Annotated in this window: 23 protein-coding genes; 9 read left to right on the top strand and 14 right to left on the bottom strand. The window is 40.0% G+C overall.

Annotation, left to right across the window (positions count from 1 at the left end; all coding sequences use genetic code 11):
• Positions 1 to 8 precede the first annotated feature (8 nt).
• The gene (locus CWB78_RS06795; protein WP_010390914.1) at positions 9 to 539 is read right to left on the bottom strand and encodes a phosphatase domain-containing putative toxin; all 531 of its coding nucleotides are present in this window, start codon (positions 537 to 539) and stop codon (positions 9 to 11) included.
• A 30-nt stretch (positions 540 to 569) separates the two neighbouring features.
• Entirely contained in the window at positions 570 to 968 is a 399-nt protein-coding gene (locus CWB78_RS06790; RefSeq protein WP_010390912.1) for an HIT domain-containing protein, read from the bottom strand.
• Positions 969 to 1,075: 107 nt separating this feature from the next.
• On the opposite strand from CWB78_RS06790, the gene CWB78_RS06785 reads away from it, so the two are divergent.
• The gene (locus CWB78_RS06785) at positions 1,076 to 3,301 is read left to right on the top strand and encodes a S9 family peptidase (RefSeq protein WP_138594792.1); all 2,226 of its coding nucleotides are present in this window, start codon (positions 1,076 to 1,078) and stop codon (positions 3,299 to 3,301) included.
• A gap of 276 nt (positions 3,302 to 3,577) precedes the next feature.
• Positions 3,578 to 5,215: a methyl-accepting chemotaxis protein gene (locus tag CWB78_RS06780; protein ID WP_138571315.1), complete on the top strand. Its 1,638-nt coding sequence runs from the start codon at positions 3,578 to 3,580 to the stop codon at positions 5,213 to 5,215.
• A 53-nt stretch (positions 5,216 to 5,268) separates the two neighbouring features.
• Here CWB78_RS06780 and CWB78_RS06775 read toward each other — a convergent pair whose 3' ends face one another.
• Both CWB78_RS06775 and dinB read right to left on the bottom strand, forming a co-directional pair.
• Positions 5,269 to 6,804, bottom strand: a complete 1,536-nt coding sequence (locus CWB78_RS06775) for a M17 family metallopeptidase (protein ID WP_138594790.1) — start codon at positions 6,802 to 6,804, stop codon at positions 5,269 to 5,271.
• A gap of 110 nt (positions 6,805 to 6,914) precedes the next feature.
• Positions 6,915 to 7,970 (bottom strand): DNA polymerase IV, encoded by a 1,056-nt coding sequence (gene dinB / locus CWB78_RS06770; protein WP_138594810.1) that lies wholly within the window; start codon positions 7,968 to 7,970, stop codon positions 6,915 to 6,917.
• Between the two features lie 398 nt (positions 7,971 to 8,368).
• Between dinB and CWB78_RS06765 the strand changes: the two genes are divergently transcribed.
• From CWB78_RS06765 to CWB78_RS06755, 3 genes are all read left to right on the top strand, one after another.
• Entirely contained in the window at positions 8,369 to 8,800 is a 432-nt protein-coding gene (locus CWB78_RS06765; protein ID WP_054202217.1) for an acyl-CoA thioesterase, read from the top strand.
• A 12-nt stretch (positions 8,801 to 8,812) separates the two neighbouring features.
• Entirely contained in the window at positions 8,813 to 9,865 is a 1,053-nt protein-coding gene (locus CWB78_RS06760; RefSeq protein ID WP_138594788.1) for an aldo/keto reductase, read from the top strand.
• 202 nt (positions 9,866 to 10,067) lie between these two features.
• Entirely contained in the window at positions 10,068 to 11,006 is a 939-nt protein-coding gene (locus CWB78_RS06755; protein ID WP_138594786.1) for an ABC transporter substrate-binding protein, read from the top strand.
• Here CWB78_RS06755 and CWB78_RS06750 read toward each other — a convergent pair.
• The 3 genes from CWB78_RS06750 to CWB78_RS06740 all read right to left on the bottom strand — a co-directional run bounded on the left by CWB78_RS06750 (position 10,933) and on the right by CWB78_RS06740 (position 15,589).
• Complete coding sequence (locus tag CWB78_RS06750; protein ID WP_138594784.1) at positions 10,933 to 11,559, bottom strand: fumarylacetoacetate hydrolase family protein; 627 nt, start codon at positions 11,557 to 11,559, stop codon at positions 10,933 to 10,935. The two genes, CWB78_RS06755 and CWB78_RS06750, sit on opposite strands and share 74 nt — an antisense overlap.
• A gap of 231 nt (positions 11,560 to 11,790) precedes the next feature.
• Positions 11,791 to 14,307: a glycoside hydrolase family 3 protein gene (locus tag CWB78_RS06745; RefSeq protein ID WP_138594782.1), complete on the bottom strand. Its 2,517-nt coding sequence runs from the start codon at positions 14,305 to 14,307 to the stop codon at positions 11,791 to 11,793.
• 16 nt (positions 14,308 to 14,323) lie between these two features.
• Complete coding sequence (locus CWB78_RS06740) at positions 14,324 to 15,589, bottom strand: sugar MFS transporter (RefSeq protein WP_138594780.1); 1,266 nt, start codon at positions 15,587 to 15,589, stop codon at positions 14,324 to 14,326.
• A 252-nt stretch (positions 15,590 to 15,841) separates the two neighbouring features.
• Between CWB78_RS06740 and CWB78_RS06735 the strand changes: the two genes are divergently transcribed.
• The 3 genes from CWB78_RS06735 to CWB78_RS06725 are packed head-to-tail and all read left to right on the top strand — an operon-like array spanning position 15,842 to position 19,542.
• Positions 15,842 to 17,176 carry a GH1 family beta-glucosidase gene (locus tag CWB78_RS06735; protein WP_138594778.1) on the top strand — a complete coding sequence of 445 codons (1,335 nt, stop codon included), beginning with the start codon at positions 15,842 to 15,844 and terminating at the stop codon, positions 17,174 to 17,176.
• 15 nt (positions 17,177 to 17,191) lie between these two features.
• A complete protein-coding gene (locus CWB78_RS06730) occupies positions 17,192 to 18,520 on the top strand; it encodes a glycoside-pentoside-hexuronide (GPH):cation symporter (RefSeq protein WP_109875285.1) in 1,329 nt (442 codons plus the stop codon).
• 11 nt (positions 18,521 to 18,531) lie between these two features.
• The gene (locus CWB78_RS06725; RefSeq protein ID WP_055012833.1) at positions 18,532 to 19,542 is read left to right on the top strand and encodes a LacI family DNA-binding transcriptional regulator; all 1,011 of its coding nucleotides are present in this window, start codon (positions 18,532 to 18,534) and stop codon (positions 19,540 to 19,542) included.
• Positions 19,543 to 19,554: 12 nt separating this feature from the next.
• Here CWB78_RS06725 and CWB78_RS06720 read toward each other — a convergent pair whose 3' ends face one another.
• The 5 genes from CWB78_RS06720 to CWB78_RS06700 are packed head-to-tail and all read right to left on the bottom strand — an operon-like array spanning position 19,555 to position 25,102.
• Entirely contained in the window at positions 19,555 to 21,516 is a 1,962-nt protein-coding gene (locus CWB78_RS06720) for an ATP-binding response regulator (RefSeq protein WP_138594776.1), read from the bottom strand.
• Between the two features lie 25 nt (positions 21,517 to 21,541).
• Positions 21,542 to 22,003: a response regulator gene (locus CWB78_RS06715; protein WP_010390893.1), complete on the bottom strand. Its 462-nt coding sequence runs from the start codon at positions 22,001 to 22,003 to the stop codon at positions 21,542 to 21,544.
• A 1-nt stretch (position 22,004) separates the two neighbouring features.
• Positions 22,005 to 23,489 (bottom strand): sensor histidine kinase, encoded by a 1,485-nt coding sequence (locus CWB78_RS06710; RefSeq protein ID WP_010390891.1) that lies wholly within the window; start codon positions 23,487 to 23,489, stop codon positions 22,005 to 22,007.
• 23 nt (positions 23,490 to 23,512) lie between these two features.
• A complete protein-coding gene (locus CWB78_RS06705; protein WP_054202227.1) occupies positions 23,513 to 23,722 on the bottom strand; it encodes a hypothetical protein in 210 nt (69 codons plus the stop codon).
• A 39-nt stretch (positions 23,723 to 23,761) separates the two neighbouring features.
• Complete coding sequence (locus CWB78_RS06700; protein WP_010390890.1) at positions 23,762 to 25,102, bottom strand: sigma-54-dependent transcriptional regulator; 1,341 nt, start codon at positions 25,100 to 25,102, stop codon at positions 23,762 to 23,764.
• A gap of 225 nt (positions 25,103 to 25,327) precedes the next feature.
• Here CWB78_RS06700 and CWB78_RS06695 point away from each other — a divergent pair, with 225 nt between their 5' ends.
• Positions 25,328 to 25,846, top strand: coding sequence for an NUDIX hydrolase (locus CWB78_RS06695; protein WP_054202228.1), 519 nt, complete (start codon positions 25,328 to 25,330; stop codon positions 25,844 to 25,846).
• A gap of 4 nt (positions 25,847 to 25,850) precedes the next feature.
• Here the strand turns inward: CWB78_RS06695 and CWB78_RS06690 are convergent, their stop codons facing one another.
• Together CWB78_RS06690 and CWB78_RS06685 are read right to left on the bottom strand one after the other, a co-directional pair.
• Positions 25,851 to 26,366, bottom strand: a complete 516-nt coding sequence (locus tag CWB78_RS06690; protein ID WP_054202229.1) for a YgjV family protein — start codon at positions 26,364 to 26,366, stop codon at positions 25,851 to 25,853.
• Positions 26,367 to 26,426: 60 nt separating this feature from the next.
• Positions 26,427 to 26,993, bottom strand: coding sequence for a Crp/Fnr family transcriptional regulator (locus CWB78_RS06685; RefSeq protein WP_075170385.1), 567 nt, complete (start codon positions 26,991 to 26,993; stop codon positions 26,427 to 26,429).
• Between the last annotated feature and the right edge of the window lies 1 nt (position 26,994).

The following is a 26,994-nucleotide window of genomic DNA, read 5'->3' as shown; positions in this document are numbered from 1 at the left end:
CAGTATGCTTATTTGTCATTCACCACTTTGCGAACAACCGGCTCAAGGCTTGCCATTCCCCACTGCTTACCGATTTCAATCGCAGACTCTATATCTGTACCTTGCTGGTGGGCTGAAATAGCCATTAACGCGCCAACACGGTTGCTACTTGCACAATGAACAACCACCGACTCACCTTTAAGTTGCTCTAAAAGATTGGCTAACTGCTTTGCATTATCAGTGTTTACGTCTTTTGCACCCGCAATCTCAATTGCGTGGTAGCTCATTCCTAAAGAGTTGACTAACGCGCCTTCATCCCAGTCTTGCTCATCTGCTGCACGTAAATTAATAACATGCTTTACCTTGGCTTGCGATAATTGCTTAAACTGCTCTTTAGTCGGTTGCGCTGCTGAAAAAACCAGGTTGTTATGTGCTGCAAAGTTTTTAATGCTAACGTTATTTACCACATCCGTAGCTACCGGCTGCTCGCTCGCTATTACTGTTGAAACAGCAATGGCTGCTATAAATACACTAGTGCAGAGTTGTTTTATTAATTTCATACTATCTCCTCAAAGTAACCCATTCTGATTTTAAAAATGCGTTTTTAATTGCTCTATCTGCTCATTAGTATAAGGGACACTTGGGAACTTGCCCCATACCGGCGCAGGCCATGCAATATCTGTTTTAAAACGCGCTATATGATGAATATGTAATTGCGGTACCATATTGCCAAGCGCGGCCACATTTAACTTATCAGGATTAAACACCTCAATTAATAAATGACTGAGCTTAGCCGACTCCTGTAAATAAGTAATTTGTTGCTGCTCGGTTAAATCTATTATCTCTTTTAAACCCGCTATTCTAGGAACTAATATAAACCATGGGTATTGGCTGTCATTTAGTAGTAATACCTTACAAAGAGGCCAATCGGCCAGTTCAATACAATCTCTTGTCAGCTCTGGGGCTAAGGTAAATGATGTTTCGCGCATGTTAAATCCTTAGGTTATTTTACTTCACACTTTATAGCATTTAGTTGCAGTTGCACACGCTTGTGCTTTACCATCGGGGATAATTTTATGTAAGTAAAGGCAATCCTGTGTTAAAAAAACTAAAACACCTCTCACTGGCAATCCCCCTGATGGCGGGCGCATTAAGCGTTCAAGCAAAGCCGTTAACGCTTGAGCGTATATTTGATGATCCAAGCCTAGCTGGCAAATCTCCGGTACAACTTAAGTTTTCTCCCGATGGTAGCCGTGTTACCTACTTACAAGGTAAAGCAGATGACTATAACCGCTATGATTTATGGGAATATAATTTAAAAGATAACACCAATCGATTGCTCGTTGATTCAGCGCAATTATTTTCAGGCCCAGAAAACCTGTCAGATGAAGAAAAAGCACGCCGTGAACGCCAGCGTATTTTTGGTAAAGGTATTCTTGAATACAAATGGTCAAAAGATGGTAAAGCGTTATTATTCCCTCTTAATGGCGACCTTTATTACTTCGACTTAAAAACAAAAAATAGTAAAAAGCTGACTAACACTGAAGCATTTGAAACCGATGCGCGCTTTTCTCCAAAAGGTAATTTTGTGTCGTTTGTTCGTGAGCAAAACCTCTTCGCATTAGAACTGGCATCTGGTAAAGAAATTCAATTAAGTAAAGATGGCGGTGGCGTTATTAAAAACGGTATGGCCGAATTTGTGGCGCAAGAAGAAATGAGCCGCATGACCGGTTATTGGTGGGCAAATGATGAATCTAAAATCGCCTTTACTCGCGTTGATGAAAGCCCTGTTCAAGAAGCGATTCGTAACGAAATTTATGCTGATGAAGTAAAGCTATTTAATCAGCGCTACCCATTTACTGGCACTAACAATGTTGACATTCAACTTGGCGTTGTAAAGCTTAATGACCAAATGGTTGACTGGATTGACTTAGGTGAAAATAAAGATATTTATATCGCTCGTGCTAAATGGTTAAACGATAGCAACACCCTGTCTTACCAGTGGCAAAATCGTTCTCAGCACAATTTAGAATTACGCTTTTACAACAGTAAAACAAAACAGCAAACCGTCGCATTAACTGAAAAAAGCGATACTTGGATAAACCTACATTTTGATCTTGAGTTTTTAAAAGATAAAAAACATTTTGTGTGGGCCTCGGAGCGAGATGGATTTAAGCACCTTTATTTGTACGGTAATAATGGCCAACTTATTCGTCAAATAACGGCTGGTGACTGGGTTGTTGATAGCTTAAAAGGCGTAGATGAAAAAAATGGTATAGTTTACTTTGCAGCGCGTAAAGATACTGCGCTTGAAAGCCACTTATACAGTGCGCCTTTATTTAAAAAAGGAGCAATTAAGCGCATAACTGAAAAAGGCCAATACCACAATGTTGTACTGGCAAAAGATAACAAAACCTTCATTGACACTAGTTCATCGGTGAATAAGCCAAATTCAGCAGCGCTGCGCAAAATCAATGGTGAGTTTATTACGTGGCTTGAAGAGAATAAACTAGACGACTCTCACCCACTAACTCCCTTTTTAACCGATTTAGCACAGCCTGAGTACGGTACTATTACCGCTGAAGACGGCCAAGTTATGCATTACCGTTTATTTAAACCTACAAACATGACTAAGGGTAAAAAGCACCCAGTTATTGTTAACGTGTATGGCGGCCCTCATGCTCAGCGAGTAACTAATAGTTGGCGTAGTAAAAACTTATATTTTCAATATATGGCGCAACAAGGTTATGTTATTTTTCAACTAGATAACCGCGGCTCTTATAATCGTGGTAAAAAGTTTGAAGATGCAATATATAAAAATTTAGGTGTTGTTGAAGTAGCTGATCAGATTAAAGGCGTTGAGTTTTTACGTACACTTGATTACGTAGACCCTGCACGCATTGGTATTTATGGTCACAGCTACGGTGGTTATATGGCGCTAATGACCATGTTTAAAGCAGGCGATTACTTTAGTGCTGGTGTTTCAGGCGCACCTGTAACTGACTGGGCCTTATACGATACTCACTACACCGAGCGTTATTTAGGTCACCCTGATACAAATGCGCAAGGTTATACCGACAGTGCTGTTTTCCCATATGCTGAAGGCCTTAAAGGCCCATTAATGATTTACCATGGTATGGCCGATGACAACGTGTTGTTTACCCATGCAACAAAATTGTTTAAACAGCTGCAAGATAACAATCAACAGTTTGAAATGATGACTTACCCAGGCTCAAAACATAGTCTTCGCGGTAAACAAGTTCAAACTCATTTACATCAAACTATTACTAACTTCTTTAACCGTAATTTTAATACAAATTAACTAACGTTAGGTTAATTATTCGACTAAAGGCTGATACAAGTATCAGCCTTTTTTTATGCAAATAAGATATATTGAAACGTCAACAAACAATAATTAAATCCATTTAAGCATAGAGTAACTAAAAATCTAAGCCTGAGCGCGCAACTTGTATTGTATTTAAATTAACCGCTAACAACTAAATATAAAAATTCAATATTATGAAAATAAAGCTCTATTAGCCTATATTTTAACTATGCTTATTAAAGAGAAGTAATGCTCTTATACAGGAACATGTTTATGCTAAATCTCCGTCGTTTTACTATATTTCAACGTCTAGCCATTTTAGTAGGGATTGTAATATTTGGTTTAATTGTATTGAGTATTTCGAGCTTGAGTAACCAATACCAAGCGCTCAAAAACGAGCAATACCTTAAAACTAAAAATGTGGTAGAAACTGCATATAGTACTATTAAGCACTATGCAGCCCTTGAACAAAACCAAACTCTTACTCGCCAACAAGCACAGTCTCAAGCAATCGCCTCAATCCGCTCATTGCGCTATGATGACACTAACTATTTTTGGATCAATAATTACCAGCCAGCCATGGTAATGCACCCAATAAAACCAGCTCTTGAGGGAAAAGATTTAACTAATAATAAAGACCCTGATGGCACCCCGTTATTTGTTGAGATGGTTAGCGTTGTAAAACAATCCGGCGAAGGTTATGTGCCTTATAAATGGCCAAAGCCCGGTAATGACAACCCCGTAGATAAAATTGCGTTTGTTAAAGGTTTTGATCAGTGGCAATGGATAATCGGCTCGGGAGTTTATCTTGATACCATAGACAGTGCCTTTTCGCAGCAGCGCACTATCATCATTATCAACGTTGTTATTATGATTATTGTGGTGGTGTTATTTAGCTACTTTATTGGCCGAAGCATTTTAACGCCGACTCGTTTAGCAGCGCAGATGATGAAAGATATCTCTCAAGGTGAGGGGGATTTAACTCGTACTCTCAACGAAAATGGTAATGATGAAATATCTCAACTTTCGAGATCATTTAATTTATTTGTCTCTAAAATTAGAGAGTCTTTAGTACTAGTCGCCAAAAGCGCAAACGATGTAAACGAGCATGCCCATGCTGTAGATGATTCTAGCAAAACCAGCCAGTCGTTTATTGAGCTTCAAAACGACAGTAGCACCCAAGTAGCCGCTGCAATGGAGGAAATGACTCATCAAATTCATGATGTTAGCCGTAATGCCGAAGCCGCTGAACAAGCCGCAAATGATACTGCTAGTAATGCATCAACGGGTAAAAATGTGGTATCTAAAACGATTATCGCCATTGAAACCCTCTCGAGTAATATAGAAACCGTAAGCAAAGTAACCGCTGATCTTGCTCAAGAGAGTAATAATATTGGCTCGGTGCTTGATGTAATAAGAAGTATTGCAGAGCAAACTAACCTGTTGGCACTCAATGCAGCCATTGAGGCTGCACGGGCAGGTGAGCATGGTAGAGGCTTTGCCGTCGTAGCCGATGAAGTAAGAACCTTAGCAAGTCGAACGGGTAAAAGCACTGATGAAATTCAAGCCATGATCGCTAAACTGCAAGAAGGCGCTAAAGCCGCAGTTGAGGCGGTAAAATCTAGCCAAGAAATTTCTATTTCTACGGTTGAACAAGCCTCTTCAGCAAATACATCACTGGATGAAATAGACAGGTTAGTATCGGTGATCACCGATATGAACGGCCAAATTGCAAGAGCAACAGAGCAGCAAACATCGGCCGCAGATGAAGTGAACTTAAGAATTAACGATCTCTCGCAATCAACGGAGCAATCATTAGGTAATACGAAGGATTTAACCCTTGCCAGCGACAAACTCAAACAAAGCAGTGTTGAATTATCTAGCGTGGTATCGCGCTTTAAGCTTAGTTAACTCAATTAAAAAAGCCCTGATCTTCAGGGCTTTTTAGACTTATTTATAGAGAATTATAAACAGTAGCGGGCAAATAAACTGCTTACTGAGGCCGCAGTTGGTTTACCATGTTGCCAATCACCACCTTCAACACCACTACCGGCAATATCCATATGCACATAAGGAAGTGGTAAAGTAGACTCATTACCATGCTTATCTAACCCGCCTACCACAGCTAAAAATGCCATAGGAAATTGATGACCGCGCGCTGTGACGGCAGAAGCCGCATTATTACTAGAAAGTACGTCATCGGCTAAAGTGCGTGGTTTTATAAAGTCATAATCTTCACGACGTGAACGGGATACTTCTGCACCGTCAGCCCATAAATCACCACAATCAGCTAATTGACGTGAAATATTAGCACTACGTGCTGGCCCATTTTCTACATAAGCACCATATGGTCCCATCGCACGTGCAGCATGCCCTGTTAAAGTAGCCACAGTAAACAGCGTTGGATTTATTTCGTTTACAGCCAAATCCTTCATTTCACTAAGTAAATCACCCATCGCTAGACGCCCTTCGGCATCAGTATTACCAATGCGCACTCGCACACCTTCACGGCTAGTAATAATTTCATCAGGAACAAAACAATCTGAACCAATTGAGTTACGTACCACTGCTAAAAAGGCAATCACTTTAACGCCTTTAGGCTGGTAATCAGCAACTGCTTTCATAAATCCAGCCACAGAAGCAGCACCACCTTTATCTCGACTCATACCTGCCATGTAGCCGCCTACTTTTAAATCTGCACCGCCTGTGTCATAAACTAAGCCTTTACCAACAAACATCAGTGTGCGCGTTACTTCACCCTCTGGTACATATTCAAGTTTAACAACGCGTGGATGATGACGCTCTACTGCATAAGATGCACGAGCAACAGTACTTAGCATCGGATAGTGTTTATCAATGGCAGCCAAGTCATCAATCACATTAACGCTCACTGCGCTATTATTAAATAGTTCGCTACAGTAATCAGCAAAGCGTGGTGGTGCCATACGTTCAGGCTCGGTACCACATAAATCACGTGCAGCATATTGTCCAGCTGCTAATGCATTGACTGCTTTAATCGTTTGTTCATTGGCATCAATTAAACCGATTTGAGTAATTGGCTCAATACCATGACCATGAAATTCGCGTGCTTCAAGAGGCTGCCATAATGTTTGGCATGCGCCTAAATAGGCCACTTCCAGCGCGTGTTGGTAACGGCTGTCGGTATTTAAAGCAGGTAAGTAAATAGCGGGGTTAACACTGCCTGACGCTTTAGCCTCGTTAATGGCTAATTTAGCCGCATCAAAATAGCGACGTACATCATCATAATCTCTATTTAAAGGGCCTGTTGGGGCTAATACAACACGTTTACCGGCAATTACTAGCAAGGTAACTTGATTACCTATGCGAGAGTCTACTTGAGCTTGATTTAAAATTGCATCGCGCAGAGGCGTATTTGGTATGTGAGAAAAGTCATCGCTGATAATAATTAGTGCATCGTGTGATGCACAATCTAGGCTTGCACTAACTGGCTGAGCCAGCACTGCTTTTGGATATGCCATAAAAAAGGATCCTGTTAGAAAACGTAGCCCCTATTATTATTTATTTAGCAATTTATAACCAGTAAACTGCGGTAATCTGCATACTTACTGGCAACCTAGAGTTACAGCTTTTACACGTCTAAAATACTTAGCTGTAAATTATGCTCTGGTTGATTTTTAATGCCAACACCAATTCCTAATAAACGTACAGGTTGTTGTAATCCGCGTTGATAGGCTTTGGCGAGTAACTCTTTAAAAATAGCCGTGTTTAATTGATGATTCGCTTGATCTGCTGAGGTCACAACAAAATTAGCAAATTTAACTTTAACACTTAACTTGTTAATTTTATTTTGTAGCTGCTGTTTGTTTAATCTAACCTCGAGCTCACCTAACAGTTGCGGTAATTGCTCCAAGCACTCATCAAGACTATTTTTGTTGTATTCATATGTATGCTCCACGCTCAATGACTTACGAATCCGCTCAGTTGAAACCCGCCCTATATGCTCCCCCATACATTTTTGATATAACGACACGCCAAAATTCCCCACATGTTGCTGCATCCAATTAGCCCCTTTTTCGCGAACATCTTGGCCCGTGTACAACCCTTTTAAATTAAGCTTCTCCAAGGTTACCTTACCCACTCCTGGAATTTTACCTAGTGGTAATTGGGCTAAAAACGAGTCAACTTGCTCAGGCAATACTACAAATTGGCCATTGGGTTTATTTTCATCGCTAGCAATTTTGGCTATAAATTTAATTGGCGCAATCCCCGCAGAAGCGGTCAGCCCTGTGGTATTAAAAATATCGGTGCAGATCTGCTCAGCAATTAACGTTGCACTGCCTTTAAATGCAGTACTGTCGGTAACGTCTAGGTACGCTTCATCAAGTGAAAGAGGCTCAACAAGATCAGTATAGCGGTTAAATATAGCGCGGATTTGAGTTGATACTTGTTTATAAACAGCCATTCTACCCGGCACAATAACTAAATCGGGGCAAAGCTGTTTGGCATGATAGTTAGACATAGCAGAGCGCACCCCATACTCTCTAGCAAGATAGTTAGCGGTAGAGAGCACTCCACGGCGACTGTTACCGCCAATTGCCAGCGGTACACTTGCAAGCTTGGGGTTGTCGCGCATTTCAACGGCTGCATAAAAGCAGTCCATATCTATATGAATAAACTTTTTCATCACACAATAACAACTGTTTATTTATACAGCCATTATTGTGGAATCGCTGCTAATTAGCAAGCTTGTTGTTATTTAAAAAGAGCGCCTATTTTTCTTGGGCTTATTAAAACAATACATCCAAAATAAAATTTCTAAAGAAAAGCCTAATAAAATCAAAATAATTGCTCCTGCCTCATTACCCATAGCGTAACAAGTAAACGACGCTATAAAAACGGTGCATGCCAATAACCAATTAATTATATTCTGCATAGTTATCTCCTTGTGTGTTAATAGTTACTATAGTCATGAATTCAAAGAGGTACAATTTTAGCCCTAGAATTTTTGCCAACTATAATTCCCTTGAGCTCATCCGACCATGTTGCTAATCTAAATACTTTAAAACCAAGAGCTATAAATACATGGAAACGTTTAAACAACAACACCCTATTCATACCGACATTACTGTAGCGTGGGGCGATATGGATGCCCTACAGCATGTTAATAACTGTGTTTATCTTCGTTATTTTGAAATAGCCAGAATCGACTTTTTAAATAAATTAAATTTATTTGATACTATCAATGCTAAAGCCACTGGCCCTGTGATCAGTGAAAATAATATTCGCTACAAACGCCCTGTGACGTTTCCTGACACATTAAGCGTAGGTATTACTATTAGTGATATTAAGTCAGACAGATTTATAATGAATTACAGTGTATTTAGCCATGCGCAAAATGCGATAACCACCACTGGCATGTCAAAAGTGGTGATGTTTGACTTTAAAACAGGGCAAAAAGCCACGATCACAGAACCTTTGTTATCGGCTTTAAAAGCAAACTCTGAAAACGAATAATTAGGATTAGTAATGCAATATAGTCAATTAGGCAGTAGTGATATTAGTGTTTCTAGGGTCTGTTTAGGTAGTATGACTTGGGGAGTACAAAATACCCAGCATGATGCTGATGAGCAAATAGCCTATGCTCTTGACCGTGGTGTTAACTTTATTGATACGGCAGAAATGTACGCAGTTCCTCCCTCTCCCGATACTTATGGTAAAACTGAGGAAACTATAGGGAATTGGGTCGCACGTAATTCACAGAAACGAAAAGACATTGTTATTGCAACTAAAATTGCCGGTAATGGGCTTTCATGGATCCGTGATGGTGGTGATATTACTCGCCAAGCTGTTATTGATGCAGTTGATCAGTCTCTAAAACGCCTACAAACCGACTATATTGACTTATACCAATTACATTGGCCAAATCGACGCACTCCTCATTTTGCAAGGCAATGGCCTGGCATGCTTAAATTTACTGAGGTCGATGCAAAACAGCACACCGCTGACATGCTTGATATTTTAGAGGGTTTAGATGCGTGTGTTAAAGCGGGTAAAATTAAACACTGTGGACTTTCTGACGACACCCCGTGGGGGATTAGCCAATTTTTAAATTTAGCCAAAGAGCACAATTTACCAAAAATGGTGTCTATTCAAAATGAGTTTAGTTTAGCGCATGCGAAAGATTGGCCTTATTTAATAGAGCAATGTGTGCATGAAGATATTGCTTATTTACCTTGGTCACCTTTAGCTGCTGGACTATTAACGGGTAAATACCTAAATGGAGCGCGCCCTGAAGGCTCTCGTTGGACATTTATGCAGCGTAACGGTATTTTTAGAGATACGCCACAATCACAAAAGGCGACCAAAGAGTATGTTGAACTTGCCCATGAACACAACATGACACCAGCACAATTAGCGCTAGCGTGGTGTAATCAAGTGGATGGCGTTACCTCATCTATTATTGGTGCCACTACTATGGCGCAATTAAAAGAAGACATTGATGCATTTGAGCTAACTCTTAGCGACGATGTACTTCTAGTGATTGATACCATATTCAGAAATAACCCAATGCCATACTAGGGCTTATTAATTTTTGGGGGTTAAAGTTTGTTCTATATAGGGCGATTTAATCACGGCAAGAGGTTTTAAGCCTAGCAGGTGATCAAAAACAGCAAAGTATAAATACGTTTCAATGAAATTGATGCTTTGCTGTTCTTTATGTTTATTTTTTAGGCACTGCTAGTATAATACGCAACAAATTTTCTAGGCGGATCTATTTGTAATGCAATCACTTCGTTTTTTATGTCTTGGCATTTTGGTAACTTTTGCTACTTGCAGTCATAGTAAAACAGCAAAGCCAATAGAAGAAATTTTATGGTTACAAAGTAAGACCCCCCCGTTTCATTTAAGCAAAGAAACAAAACAGCTTGGCTTATGCGATGATTTAACACAACAGCTGATGCATAGCATAAAAGGGGTGAAACATACCCGCTTAGTTTTACCGCAAAAGCGGATTAATAAATATATCGATGAGGGTAGGAACGTTTGTTTCCCATGCGCTATTTACAAACGCAGTGCAAATAAACAGTTTTTATATTCATTACCTACAGCGGTTTATCCCCCACATAACATCATAACTACCGCAGAAAAAGCACCTGAATTAACCTCCAAGCATGGAAATCCTATAGACTTAGTGGGTTTACTTGCTGATAAAAACTTCACTTACGGTCAAGCTGATGCGCGTCGTTTTTCTGTGCAGATTAACAATATCATTGAAAACTCATTAACTCACTCTAATGTTTCTATGAGCTGGAGTAGTGATAATGAAAGTGGTGTTGTAATGGAGCGCTTAAAACACGGCTCTTTAGATTACTCGCTTGATTACCCATTTATTACTAGCCACTTTAATAAAGGCAATCAATCAAATATTGTAAACCTACCGATTGCCCAAAATAAAAATAAATTAGTTCCAATAGCCGTTGGTTGTGCGACCAATGCCCCAAATAATTTTGCATCTATGGCAATAAAAAAAATTAATCACGCACTAAAAAACAATATTTTAACCTCAGAGCAATACAAAAATAATCAACAATACTGGTTAAATGAACACTTTGAGGACTTTAATAAAGCCTATAATCAATATGTGCTTAACTTTGATTCACAGACCAATGATGCTCCAATAAACACTGCTGACCAGAGTCAGAATAAAGAGCAACTTTAAACTCTCGCCCGGCATTCACCATTCCTACGCCAGCAGGCGTGCCGGTCATAATAATATCGCCCTCTTCCAAACCCATAAACTCATTTACCTCTGCCAAAATTTGCGCAGGTTGGTGCAACATTAGCTGGGTATCACCGTGCTGAATTGTTTTACCATCAATATGTAATTCAAAAATAAACGATGTCATTTCTGGCGTTAACTCAATAAAATCACTAAATAATACTGACCCATCGAATGCTTTAGCACGCTCCCACGGCAAGCCCTTTTCTTTTAAACTGCTTTGCAAAGCTCGCTTAGTCAAATCAAGTCCAATCCCTACGCCTGCAAGCTGCTTATTTTTTATCACAAAGCATAATTCAGTTTCATAATGCAACGTATCACCGTTATGGGAAGAGAGTAAGGTATTAGTGATCGCGCTATTAGGCTTATTAAAAATTACCATTTGCTCAGGGTGTTCGTTGTTTAATTCAGCAATATGCGCACTGTAATTGCGCCCCACACAGACTATTTTTGAAGGCTGTATGCTCTGCGAAGCTAGCTTTATTTGATTCATTCTCTCACCTGTTAATTACATAACGCATTTAATATTTTGGCATACTCTCAAATTATTAATACAAAAGCGAATGCAGTTTTATCATGTTTTTGTGACTACTACTGAGCTGAATATAATCAATCACATAGAATGGAATAAAAGTAAGAAGGGACTAATTTGGTAGGTTTTTGTACTATGTGTTTAAAATAATAAGCAGGTACTCTCAGTACCTGCTTATTAATAGATTATTGACTACTTACAAGTAACACTTCCTTGCTCAGCAGCATTTGCAGTTATAGCTAGTTTAGCTATAGATACATGCCAATCACCTTGCGTACTTAACTGCCAAGGGATGAACACTTGTGCTAAATCAACACCCTGCTCTGCAAAACAACTTAAGTTGATGTTTAATGTTTGCCATTGACCTGATTGCTCAAGGTTATCGGTAATATCAAACTTACCCTGACAACTTTCGCCACATCCCATAGCAATCCACAGCGGGCTTGATGCCGCTTTATCTACTTTAATTTGCATTTGCAATTGGCCATTGTTTTCAACGTATGAGCGTAAGTCAGATGGGAATGCCGCGGCTAAATTAACCCCAGCCATCGCTTGGCCATTAAAACGAATAGCGCGTGCATCTTCTTGCACCTCTTTATCAAATGTTTGGATGCTCACCGCACCTAATGACTCGCGACTGCTCGCCACCGTTTTTTGTTGCTCGCCACTTTTTAATACCAACGACCATGGTGCTTTTATAGCACGTTCAAACAACACTAAGTCGTCCAATTGTTCAGTCTGTTGAGTTTGCTCTACCAAGTCATCTTTAAGTACGTTGCTATCACCGTAGGTTAAGCCAAAACCATAAGGAAGTAATGGGCTATAAGCTTCGTCGTTGCGGTTTTCATTGTCGATTGGGTTATTCGGCCATGAAAACGATAACTTTCCTTTAAAGTCGTGGTTAATTGAACCGTCTGCATTTTTAAACAATACATCACTAATTGCATCACCTTCACTGCCTGGAAGCCAAATAGCAACAAACGCATCACTGGCATTTAGCTCAGCATTAACCCACATTGGGCGACCGCTAATAAATAATGATACAACAGGGATTCCTGCATCTTTAAACTTTCTCAGTAGCGCTAAGTCGCTTTTATTACCGCGCTGGTATTCTAGGTTATCAACATCACCATTACCCTCTGCATATGGTTGCTCACCAAACACCACAATGGCTACATCTGGGCGTGCTTTGTATTCCCCTTCAACACTCAGCATTGCACTGCCTCCAGCTTGCTCTACAGTATCTTTAATACCTGCGTAAATAGAGCTGCCGCCAGGGAAGTCACTGTTGGTATTGCCTGTTCCTTGCCACGTAACGCTCCAACCACCCGACTGCATGCCGATGTTATCAGCCCCTATGCCTACGACTAATACGTTGGTCTTAGGCGATAATGGCAGTAACTGCTGCTTATTTTTAAGTAATACTAGAGACTCGCGTACAGCTTGTTTAGCCACTGCACGGTGATCGCTACTACCAATAATTTCAGTTTTTCCAGAAAGAGGACGCTTCGCGGGGCTTGGTTTATCAAATAATCCTGCGCGCACTTTAACGCGTAGGATACGCGTTACCGCATCGTTAATTCTGCTTAGTGGAATTTCACCGCTATTAGCTTGGTTAAGCAAGTTGCTAAATAGTGGTTTCCACTCATCTGGCGCCATGTACACGTCTAAGCCTGCATTAGCAGCTTGAGCACAGTTACTATTTGAACAGCCTTTAACTTGTCCATGGCCATTCCAATCGCCAACAACAAAGCCATCAAAACCCATTTTTTCTTTTAATACATCGGTTAATAAGTATTTGTTACCGTGTATTTTATCGCCATGCCAGCTGTTAAACGAAGCCATAACCGTTTGCGCACCTGCACTCAAACCACCTACATAACCTTGTGCATGAAGCGCAAATAACTCTTCTTCAGAGGCGATATTATTACCTTGATCGTCGCCATTGACAGTGCCACCATCACCTAAAAAGTGCTTAACGGTGCTAACTACTCGCGTGTCTGACAAAAAGTCTTCATCAACAGCGCCTTGCAACCCTTTAACGATAGAAGCGGAATACGCTTTCACTATTTCAGGGTCCTCAGAGTACCCTTCGTAAGTACGGCCCCAGCGGTCATCACGAACCACCGCAACAGTAGGTGCAAATACCCAATCTATACCGGTAACCATTACTTCTCGCGCAGTAGCGGCGGCTATTTTTTCAATAAGTGCAGGGTTGTTTGCAGCACCTAAACCAATATTATGCGGAAATAAGGTCGCGCCAATAACATTGTTGTGTCCATGTACCGCATCAGTGCCCCACATTGTAGGGATTGTGCTGCCATCTAAAGAATCATCAATAGATGCTTGGTACATTTCTTCGGCTAAATCAACCCAATCTTCAGGGGTTGCATGTTTATTGTTATTTGGAAAAGAACCACCGCCATTTAAGTAAGAACCAAAACCATACTTACGCATATCTTCAACCGTGATATTACGAATTTCAGGTTGGATCATTTGCGCTATTTTTTGCTCTAGCGTCATATTCTTTAGCATATCAGCGATTTTTTGCTCCATTTGAGCATCGCTTTTAATACCGGTTTCTATTGTTGGCCAAATTTCTTTTTGGCTTGTAACATCACTAGCACTGTTAGAGGGTTGCGAACAACCGCTGCTGGTTATTGCTGCTAGCATCAGCGCAGTGATTGAAAAAGTGCGTTTAATAATCATAGCATTCACCTAAAACTCAAAGAGGAGTTGACGTTGTTTTTTTTGCACCAAACAGCGCGAAATAAGTAATATATAAATAGCAGCCAATGGGCAGAATAAGAGCTAATTGCACACCTATGTTATCAGCCAGCATACCTTGTAATAACGGAATAATAGCACCGCCAACAATCGCTAAACATAAGATACCCGACCCCTGTGAGGTGTATTTACCAAGCCCCTGCAGTGCTAAACTAAAAATAGTAGGAAACATAATTGAGTTACATAATCCAACTAATAAAATAGCCCACATAGCCAGTGACCCCTGACCCGTCATAGCAATTAACACAAGTAAGCCTGCTAAAATACCATGACAAGCTAATACTTTGGCTGCGTTTAATTTTTGCATAATCGCAGCACCAGCAAATCGCCCTATCATTGCACCTGCAAAATAATAGCTAATGTAATGTGCTGCTTGTTGCTCTGGTAAGCCTGCAATATGATCAAGGGTTAAAAAGCCAACTAAAAAACTACCTATGGCCACTTCAGCCCCTACGTAAACAAAAATACCAATCGCGCCTAAAATAAGGTGACGATATTTCCATACACTGCCTAAATCAACAAACTCAGTGTCACCTTGGTTTTCTGCTTCACTGTCAATCGCTTTACCTAGTTTAGGTAGCTTTAAAAAAGCAAAAATAATCGCCAATGTTAATAAACTTGCACTGAGCATTAAATAAGGAAACTTAACTTGTTCTGCTGTAGCTTGACTAATTTCTGACAAAATTAACCAACTACCAAACAATGGCGCAACAGTTGTACCTAAAGAGTTAAAAGCTTGAGTCATAGTTAAACGCGAAGACGCTGTTTTTGCAGGCCCTAATACGCTTACATAAGGGTTGGCAGAGACTTGTAAAATGGTGATCCCTGAAGCAAGTACAAACAAAGCAAGTAAAAATAGTTCGTAAACATGTGCCTCTGCAGCGGGGTAAAATAGTGCACACCCTATCGCAGCAACAACCAAACCAACAACAATACCAAATTGGTAACCTATTTTACTGACCAGCTTCCCTGCAGGAATTGACATAACAAAGTAGGCACCAAAAAAACAAAATTGTACCAACATTGCTTGGGTGTAATTGAGGGAGAACATTCCCTTTAAATACGGAATTAAAATATCGTTTAGGCAAGTAAGAAAACCCCACATAAAAAACAAGGTCGTAAGCGATGTTAACGCAAAGGTGTGTGTAGACCCTGGTTTTTGGCTGTTTTCTGCTGCCGATAGTGGCTGTGTGATATGTGCCATAGTATAATCTCTAATTATTTTTTAATTATCAGATTGTTACCTCTATTTTATTGCGTTTAGTAAAACTTAAAATGCAGATAATAGTTGCAACACCAAATGTAAGCGCTTACATTTATAGCATATAGAGAAAATTTATCAATTTATTTACAAAAATATTGTAAGCGCTTACATTGTTGTATTATGCAATTTATATTGCTTAGCTAACTACTGTAAAGCTCATTATTATTTGCAAGCTTAAGGACGTATCTCATTGTGTTTAAAACAATCTCCTTACCAGGCACGTCAGCCCTCTTAAAGCCGCCGTTTATTTTTGGGGTTGCTACAGCCTCTTTTCAAATAGAGGGAAGTTACGATACCCGCCTCCCCTGTATTTGGGATACTTTTTGTAACAAACCAAACACTATTGCAGATAACAGTAACGGCAACCAAGCATGTAAACACATAGAATATTGGCAACAAGATGTACAAATGATTGCTGATTTAGCTGTAGACGCTTATCGTCTTTCGATTTCTTGGCCACGCGTTTTACACCAAGATGGCAGCTTGAATATTCAAGGAATGTCGTTTTATAAATCGCTATTACAAGCTTTAAAAGCGCGTAACATTAAAACTTATGTCACTTTATATCATTGGGATTTACCACAGCATTTAGAAGACAACGGTGGTTGGCTAAATCGCGATACCGCGTATCAATTTGCTCATTACACTCACATAGTAACTCAACAACTAGAGGGCTTAGTTGACTCTTATGCGACCTTAAATGAGCCTTTTTGTAGTGCCTACCTAGGCTATGAAATAGGGGTACATGCACCAGGCATAAAAAGTCAAAAAGCAGGACGCCAAGCAGCGCACCACTTACTGCTTGCCCATGGACTCGCAATGCAAGTGATACGTAAGAATTGCCCCACGATAGAAGCCGGTATAGTACTTAACTTTAGCCCATCCTATCCGCTTACCACTGCTGATCAACGCGCTGCTAAATTAGCTGATGACTATCATAACCAATGGTATATACGGGCAGTACTAGAGGGCTGTTACCCTGAAGTGATTAATGAGCTTGCAAATGATGCAAAGCCCCAGATTAGTGATGGAGATATGGCAATTATTAGCCAAAAGATCGATTTTTTAGGGGTTAATTACTATACTCGTATTCATTACAAAAATACCCCAGATCATTGGTTTAGCGAAGTTTCTTTAGAGAATGTTGCCACCACCGATATGGGCTGGGAAATATACCCGCAGGGATTGTGCGAATTACTGCTTTCACTAAATGATCGTTACACTTTACCTAAGGTATATATAACAGAGAACGGTGCAGCGATGGCTGATATATTAATAAATGGTAAAGTAGATGACATACAACGTATCAATTATTACCATACCCATCTTAATGCCGTTCATAATGCAGTTGAGCAAGGCGTTAATGTACAAGGCTACTTTGCATGGAGTTTAATGGATAATTTTGAATGGGCCTATGGTTATGAAAAACGCTTTGGGCTAGTCTATGTTGACTACCAAACTCAACAACGTACCTTAAAACAAAGCGCAATTGCGTATCGTGATTTTCTTAAACAGCGCCAAAAATAATAACGAGTGGCTTTTATGCTGAGTAAAAAAGAAAAAATAGCTTACGGCCTAGGTGACACGGCCAGTAATATTATTTTTCAAACCGTAATGCTGTTTTTAACTTTTTTCTACACTGATATTTTTGGTATTTCGCCTGCTGTTGTGGGCACCCTTTTTTTAGTAGTTAGAGTTATTGATGCAGTAACTGATCCAATAATGGGCGCACTCACTGATGCCACTCATACTAAATACGGTAGCTACCGACCCTACCTACTTTGGCTTGCCATCCCTTTTGCCGTTATAAGCGTGATTACTTTTACTACCCCTGAGATGGATGACGCCAACAAAATTATTTACGCCTTCGTTACCTACACCCTGCTAATGTTAGTTTACACCGCAATTAATATTCCTTATTCGGCACTTGGCGGCGTATTAAGTGGCAATCCCAACGAACGTGTCTCCATTCAATCATACCGGTTTGTATTTGGCATGTTAGGTGGTTTACTGGTTACAAGCTGCACCTTGCCTTTAGTAAAATGGTTTGGCAATGGTAATAACGAAATGGGCTATCAACTCACCATGCTGGTTATGAGTTGCCTAGGTGTGGTGTTATTTTTAATTTGTTTTCGTTACACCAAAGAGCGAGTGAGCAATCCACCGCATAAATTATCTTTAAAAACACAACTTCACGTTTTATGGCAAAATCAGCCGTTTAAAATCTTGTGTATGGCAGCGCTGGTATTATTAACCAGTATGGTATTGCGCACAACGTTGGCTATTTACTATGTAAAATATGTTCTTGGCAAAGAAGATTTAATCACCGAATTTGTAACCTTAGGTATGATTGGTAATATTTTAGGCTGCGCTTGCGCACAACCTTTAAGTAAACGCCTTGATAAGAAAGCGGCTTATGTTTATCTGCAATATATTTCCGCCATATTGAGCTGCATTGCCTTTTTTGTTCCTAATGAACACGTTTTACTAGCGTTTTTAGTGTATTTTTTATGGTGTTTTTTCACTCAAATGGCAACGCCTTTATTATGGGCAAAAATGGCTGATACTATTGATTACGGAGTCTGGCAAAATGGCCTTCGACTCACGGGTTTAGTTTACGCAAGCATCGTATTTTTTATCAAATTGGGGCTTGCATTAGGCGGAGCGATTGCCGGTTGGTTACTTGCTTATTATCAATATCAAGCCAATGTGGAATTAAGCGAGGCAACTAAAAATGGTATTTTAACCTCATTCACACTTTACCCTGCGATTGGTAGTGTACTTGTGGCATTAATAATGAGTAAATACAGCCTAGACAATAGAACCATTAAAAAAATCACTGCCGATTTAACACAGAAAAGCAATTTGTAGCAAGGAATAGTATGGCCACCATTTATGAAGTGTCAAAGCTTGCAGGGGTGTCACTTGCCACTGTTTCAAGAGTAATGAACAACAATGCAAACGTAAGTGATGCAACCAGAAAAAAAGTCACCTTAGCCATGGAAGAGCTGGGCTACCGCCCTAACTCTATTGCGCAATCACTGGCTTCTAATTGCTCGAATAGTGCGGGCTTGTTAGTTTCAGAGCTTAAGGGTCCATTTTATGGGCCGATGATGAGCGGTATAGAGAACACCCTAAGAAACCAAGGTAAACACGTTATTATTACCGCAGGCCACAGTGACGCAGAGCGAGAGCAACAAGGCATCGAATTTTTAATTAGCCGTAACTGCGACGCACTTATTTTGCATGTTGAAGCTATTAGTGATGAATACTTAATAAAACTCAGTAAAGGCAAAACCCCGTTTGTTTTGCTAAACCGCTATATTGAAGAGCTCGCCGACCGCTGTATTATTCTTGATAATACTAAAGGTGGCTATTTAGCCACTAAATACATTATTGAATCGGGCCATAAAGACATTGCGTATATTAGCGGCCCATTATGGAAAAAAGATGCCCAAGAACGCTTAAATGGACATAAACAAGCGCTTGATGAATTCGCCATTAAATTTGATGAAAATAATTTATTTGAAGGTGACTTTGTAGAAGAAAGTGGCTACGAAGGCTTCGCTACACTGTATAAAAACAACCCCGCCTTTACCGCCTTGGTATGTGCCAATGACGAAATGGCCACTGGTGCCATGGTGAGTGCCAGAGAGCATGGTATACAACTACCTTCGCAGCTTTCAATTATTGGCTACGATAACGTGTTTTTTACCCGTCACGTTTACCCTCCGTTGAGCACTATAAACTATCCTATCGATGAGATGGGTAAAGTGGCAGCGCAGTGGGTACTTAGTCATGTGTATCAAAAAAGCGTACACCCTATTCAAACGTTATTTGAGCCCGAGTTAGTTATACGCCAATCTGTGGTTAAACCTTTAACATCTAGGTAAGCTAATAGGGTGTTAAACAAGCTGATTGAGTAATGCTAAATTTATTGGTTTTAACAATACCTGCTCTATTTCTAGTTGCCTGATATGCACGGCATCGGGCTCCATACCACTAATAATAACGCGCTTAATATTAGGGTAATGCTGTTTAATAAACCCAGCCAGCTCTAAACCGGTTCCATCTGGCAAATGCATATCAAGTAATACTTTATCGTAATTACTATTATGCTCTAGTACTGCCTTACAGTCTTTAACACTTGTTGCTATATCGGTATCTACATCCAAGCTTTCTAGTAATAGCTGGGTAATTTGTGCGGCATCAGCATCATCTTCTACTAATAAAAAGCACTTCTTATCTCTACTCGGTTTAGGCATTGGCTGAATAGATGAAGTAGGCTGTTCTTTTTGCCCGAGCCTTAACTCTAAGCATTGATAAAGCAAGTTGGAATCGACAGGTTTGGCAATCATATCGTCAAACCCTAACGCATTGAGTTCGCTATGAATGCCTTTCATAGTCGCAGCAGTTAAGGCTATGATTGAACCTTTAAACCCTAGCTTTCTAAGCTCAATAGCAGCTTCTTTTCCGCCCATTACTGGCATGTGGATATCTAAAAATATAATATCGTAGGTTGCGTGCCCGTCTGCTAGCTGTTTTTTTACTTTTTCAAGCGCTTGCTTCCCATTATCAGCATAATCGACCGCAGCGCCTGCTGAACCGATTAAGTGACCAACTAACACACGTAAATCGCGTAAATCATCAACCACCAACACCTTACCGCTCACTTGGCAGGGTGCTACTTTTTGCTGCATATTGGGGGTTAAATCAAGTTTTAATAAATTGCGCTCTACCTGCCTGATATCACCAGGATATAAAGAAATGGTAAAGGTTGAGCCTTTACCTACGTGAGAGTCTAATGAAATATCCCCATGCATACGACTAAGTAGTTCAGAACAAATAGCTAAACCTAAGCCTGCACCACCTACTGAACGCGACTCTACATCAGCTATTTGCTCAAAAGGCTTAAAGATGAGAGCTTGTTTTTCTGGAGCAATACCTAAGCCTGAGTCTTTAATACTAAAAAATAGCATTTCACGCTCATTGACTACTTCAGTCCACGCGTTAACCACAATCTCGCCTTGCTCAGTAAATTTAATCGCGTTATTGATCAGATTAATAAGAATTTGTCGAACTCGAGTGGCATCTACACGAATGACTAGTGGTAAAGGCTCCAGTGATTCAAACTTTAGTGATAAGCCTTTATCGAGTGCCGATACGCGCATTAATGTAAATACGTCGGCCATTAAGCTATCAAGGTTAACCTCCCCTAAACTCAGTTCGAGTTTATCGACAGCAATTTTAGATAAATCTAAAACATCATTCAGTAAGCTTAATAAATGCTTACCATTACGATAAATCACACCGAGCTCGTTCTCAGCCTGCTTGTTAAAGTCACTGAGCATCAACAACTCGGTATAACCTAAAATAGAAGATAGCGGTGTTCGCAATTCGTGGCTTAAATGTGCTAAAAAGCGATCTTTTGAACGGTTTTCAGCCTCGGCTTTTAAGCGTTCCACTCGCTCATCTTCTACATCACGGCGCGCTAATGCGTAGCGAATAGAGCGAGCAAACCGGCTACCACTCATTTCGTTTTTAACTAAGTAATCAACAGCTCCGGCATCAAGCGCAGCTGAATCGAGGGCATCGTTTGACTGCCCTGTAAGCATAATAATAGGCCCACAAAAACCATTTTTAAGCGCTTGTTTTAAAACACTTAAGCCATCAGATGCCCCTAAGCGATAATCAAGCAAGCAAATATCATGTTGATTTTTACTCAACACTTCCACCGCCTGCTCAGGAGAGCTTATCCAGTCTATGTCAAACACATGGGAACTGAGCTGCTCTAAATAGTCACGAGTTAAAATATAATCATCTTCATCGTCTTCAACCAATAGCAGTTTCGTTGCCTTTGCTAACATAGCGTCTCCTGTTTTAATAATATGCTTAATCGTTAAACGTGCTTGGTAGCTCTACAAACTCAACCCAGTATTTACCCAGCGTTTTCATCAACTCAACTAACCCGTCAAACGTAACCGGCTTAGTTATGTAAGACGCAGCGCCTAGGTTATAACCTTTAACCATGTCTTCTTCTTGCTTAGATGTGGTTAAAATTACCACTGGAATGCCTTTTAGGTTTGGATTTGCCTTAATAGCTTCAAGCGCTTCACGACCATCCATTCTCGGCATGTTTAAATCAAGTAAAATTAAGCCTGGTCTTGGCGAGATGCTTTTATCTACAAACTTGCCTTTGCGCTCTAAATACTCCAAGAGTTCAACACCGTCTTCAACAAAATGTAATTCATTTAAAACGCGACTTTCAGCAAGCGCATCTTGGGTTAATAAACGATCATCTTCATCATCGTCTGCCATCAAAATGGTAATCGGTTTTACGTTTGTTAATGGCATATTATGCCTCTCCTTGTAATGTGAATAACTCTGCATCCACAGGTAATTTAATGATGAAAGTTGCCCCCTCACCTAGGGTGCTTATCGCAGCAATAGAGCCGCCGTGTCGTTCTACAATTCGACGACATACAGATAAACCAATACCCGTTCCTTTATATTCTGAACGGCCATGCAAACGTTGAAATGGTACAAATATTTTATCCGCGTACTCATCAGAGAAGCCGATACCATTATCTTTTACGGTAATGACATGCCAACATATTTCACTGTTATGATCTTCACTAAACTCACACACTCGTTCAAAGTCAACATTAACAACCGGGTCAACGTTAGGCGCTCTGAACTTCACTGCATTGGAAATTAAGTTTAAAAACAGCTGATGCATTTGACTCGGATCTGCCTGAATAATGGGCATATCAACCGTAACAACCTGTGCATTACACTCATTAATCGCTATTTCTAAATCACCTTTTATATCATTCAGAATGCTGTTTAAATCGGTATCGGTAAAATCTTTACCTCGGGTTGTTACTCGAGAGAACTCTAATAAATCATTAATTAAATTAGACATCCTTTGTGCGGCATTTTTCATGCGGGCAATATAATCTGCGCCTTTTTCACCTAATTCGTCTTTAAACATGCTTTCAAGCCGGTCACTAAATGCTTGAATTTTCCTTAGCGGCTCTTGCAAGTCATGGCTGGCAACAAAAGCAAACTCCTCTAACTCTCGGTTACTACGACTTAATTCATCAGAATACAAAGTAAGCTCTTGAGTACGTTCAGTCACTTTACTGGCTAAAGTTTCATTTTGCATTTCAAGCTCGGCACGATACTCGGCCGCATTTTTTAAATTCAACCTCGCCAATAAAAACATACCCAAAATCAATAATGCGCTGGTAACTGCAGTAATACCAAAAGTGATTTTAGCTTCTTTCTTAATTTGTTCTAATTTCGAAAAGTGACTAACTTTAAACAACAATTCACGCTCTTGAATATCATTAACCAACGCCCGAATCTCTCTGTAAAGATCACGCCCTTCATGTGTATTGAGCCTCAAAAGTGCGCGCTTTTCCTTATCGTTTAATGCTAATTCAACCGTTTTTTTCAGCTCAGCTATTTTAGCTTCAACCAGTAGTAACAACTGTGCAATACGCTGTGCCTGCCCATCAATTTCAGAATGCAAGGCATTCACATGACTGGTTTGGGATTTTATTTGCGCAACAGCATCGTAATAAGGCACTAAATAATCATCAGTTTGGGTTAATAAATACCCTCGCTGTCCCGACTCTGCTTGCACTACCGAAAGATGCAATTGCTCTATCGCCGTGCTTAACATATTAGTGTTATCTAAACTTTGCTGAGTACGCGATAACCCTTGAATAGTGTTAATGGCTAAAAAAGCATTACCCACAATAATACACAGCACTATGGAAATAAATAACGCCCATACTACATTTGCTTTGCCTTGCTGTTTGCGTTTAATCATTTATCATCCTGAATTAATTAGGGTTACTTCGACTCTGAAATAAGCTGCAAACTGTCACTGCACGCTTGGCAATTAGCAATTATTTTATCCAATGCGGCGAGTGCTTTATCTTTTGGCATATCGTTTTCAAGTACTAGCTTAATTAGCTCAGCATTCATCGAAATACGGTTTAGCGGCGCACGTGCGTCGTGTACCAGCTCATTCAAAGGTTTTGCCTGTTGTGGTAATGCCATTAAAGTCCTCGTTTTGTTGTTATTAAATTTGCATGCTGGTTATTTGTATTCGCCAATACCACCATAAGCATTTAAACGGTTGTATAAGGTTTTAGTACTAATGCCTAACATTTGTGCCGCTAATGTTTTATTACCTTGTACCTTATCGAGCGTGGCATGAATAAGCTCTTTTTCAACTTCTTCAATTGTTTGCCCTGCTGATACCTGTTTGTCCTCAGATTGAGTATTAACCCTTGAAAAAGGCGATTCTAAGTTGTCAGGTAAACTAATTGTACTAGTTTGCGGGTCGCTCATAATAAAAGCGCGATGAATAGCATGGCGAAGTTCACGTACGTTACCTGGCCAGTCGTATGTTTGTAGCTCTTTAAGCTGTTCGTTAGCCCAGGCAAACGCTGTACCATTTTCATCGTTCAACTGACCTAAAAACGCTTTTGCGAGTAATGGAATATCTTCTTTTCGCTCTCGTAGTGGCGGTATATCAATTGGAAAAACAGCCAGTCTAAAGTAAATATCTTCACGTAAAATATTATTCTGCGCTAAATCGGTAAGGGAGCGGTTAGTCGCTGAAATAACACGGCAATTTACTGGTAACTCACGATTACCGCCTACTCGTGTTACTTTTTTAGTTTCAAGTACACGCAGTAAGTTAGGCTGCATATCAATCGGCATTTCGGTGACTTCATCAAGAAATAACGTTCCGCCGTCTGCTTGTTCAAACACGCCCTCTTTACGAGCAATGGCACCGGTAAATGCGCCTTTTTCGTGGCCAAATAATTCACTGCCAATAAGCTCTTTTGAAAGCGCCCCACAGTTACTCGCCACCAGTGGACCTTCGCATTTACTAGCATTATGAATAGCTTGGGCTACCACCTCTTTACCTGAGCCACTTTCACCCATAAGCATAACATTAGCATTGGTTTTAGCTACACGCTCTATCATCGTATAAAGCTGTTGCATGGGCGCAGACTCGCCAATAAGCGTGTCAAAATGATGAGTAATAGCGGCGCTTTTCGCTTTTTTTACTGTTTTTTTAGGGCCATTTAAAACCAGTTCTAAGTCTTCGCGTTGCAGCGGTTTTAATAGATGCGACACATTAGGCTCACACATCTCAGCTAAAATACCTTTAACCGAAGGGTGACCTGAAATAAGGGTGACTTTAGGCGATTGACCAATCATTTTTAAGTGATCCAGCAAGTGCAAACCACTGCCATCAGGTAACATAAAATCGAGCAGCACATGATCAAAGGTGTTATTTTCAAACCATTGATGCGCTTCTTTTAAACTGGTTGCTGTATTAATGTTGTGGCCAAGAAACTCAACAATATGGCAAATAACATCACTGAATTCGACGTCGTCATCGACTAAAAGTATATTTAACATGAATAATCCCTGTGCTTTTTCACCATTCTACTTACCCTTTAATGTAAATGAAAGATATACATAATTAAGGTACAAAATGCAGCTGTTTTATTTTTAATCCACTAGTTTAATCATAAGTAGCTGTATAGGCGCTGAAATAGCGCTATTTTATGAGGCTTATTAAATCTCTATTAAAGCAATTAATATAACCAACTGATATAATTTATTTTTATTACAGGAGTTGTTATGCGCTTATTAAAAACCTACATTCATCCCTCAATCAATATTGAGCAAGGTCGTCAATTTTCTCGCCCAACCGCTCGCGCTATTGCATTTAAGCAACAACACATTTTACTTATGTATACTCAGCGCTACGACGACTTTAGCTTACCTGGCGGTGGGATTGACTCACATGAAAGCATAGAGCAGGGATTGATCAGAGAACTAAGTGAAGAAACTGGCGCACAAAATATAAAAGTATGTAGCGAGTTTGGGCTTTACGAAGAGTACCGCCCTTGGTACAAAGATGACTTTGATATTATTCATATAGAATCATACTGCTACCTCTGCCAAATTGATGAGCAACTAGGCCAAGCACAGCTTGAACACTACGAACAACAAAATGGCATGCAGGCTAAATGGGTTGATATTTTCCAGGCGATAGCCCATAACGAACGCACACTTGCAAACAGTGACAAGCAAGGGCTATCGATTATTCGCGAAACTTACCTACTAAAAGCCATTGCGGCACAATTTTTTACCTAAGTGTTTAGGGTTGCGTTTGCGGTTCGCTCAGCGATTTTTTACCCACATAAAAGCGGTATAATCCCAGTAAGTTACTACTTAAAAATAGGCTTTCCATGATTATTGCCACTGGCGAGCCGGCGAAAATATTATGTGTTATCCAAAAAGAGGTTCCCACCACCATACATAACCTTAAGTGCAAATCTCGATTTTGAAATGAAGCGATAGTTTGTATTAATGTCGCCACCAATGCGAAAATACTAAACCAATCTTGCCAAGTAAAATAAACGGCTAAGCAGCTTACTGCCATAAACCCACACATAGCCCAAGTATGCTTAAAGTAAATACAATAAAAATAACGCACCGCGGCAATAAACATTAAGCAGCCGGCACTGTTATAGCCCAATATAAAAAAGTGAGCAGAGGTTAATAATACTGAGGTAAATAAACAGCTTAAAATAATTCTTCGGGATTTAAACTGAAATGAAGCTAAGTCGAGTAAAGTAGCGACTGCTACTAACGATTGGGCAATTAAAAACATAACACTCCAAGGTATTAAAGCTTAAAATGGGGAGTGTATAGTGCTTTATGAAAACAGCACTTAACTTAAGTTAAGTCGCTTACGAATTCGTGATAACGAAATAGCCGAAATGCCTATATACATTGCCACTTGGCTTAAACTTAACTGCGCCAACCAATGAGGTTTATGTTTGAGTAAATAGCAGTAACGCTGCTCGGGACTATTGAGTAATAAAAATGCTTCTTTGGCTTCTTTAAAAATAAGTTGCTGTGCAATAAGCTGCTGCTTAATCAGTTGATACTGTGCTTGCTCAAATAGTGTTAGTGGTACTTTAATTACATTGGCTTCGTTAATCACTTTTAATTGATAAAACGCGGGGCTTGAGGTCATCCAATTGGCAAACAGCAAAGCAAATTCATTTTTAAAATAAAACTCTTTACACTTTTGCACGCCGTCAATGTCGTCATGAATAGCGCCTAGAACCCCGTCCACAACTAAATACCCATAACTTTGCAGATCGCCTTGTTGCACTAATACGGTATTGGGCGCTATTAGTTGCTGAGGATACTTACCAGCCAATTGCACTTTAAACTTGTTTACTAGTGCTTCATAACTGTCGCCAAGCGATAAAAGTGGATTATCAGACATT

Origin of the sequence: Pseudoalteromonas sp. S1612, from assembly GCF_005887175.1 — a bacterium.
In the GTDB taxonomy this organism is placed as follows: Bacteria; Pseudomonadota; Gammaproteobacteria; order Enterobacterales; family Alteromonadaceae; genus Pseudoalteromonas; species Pseudoalteromonas undina.
The sequence above is the reverse complement of the archived record's forward strand: the minus strand, read 5'-3'. Positions and strand labels throughout refer to the sequence as shown.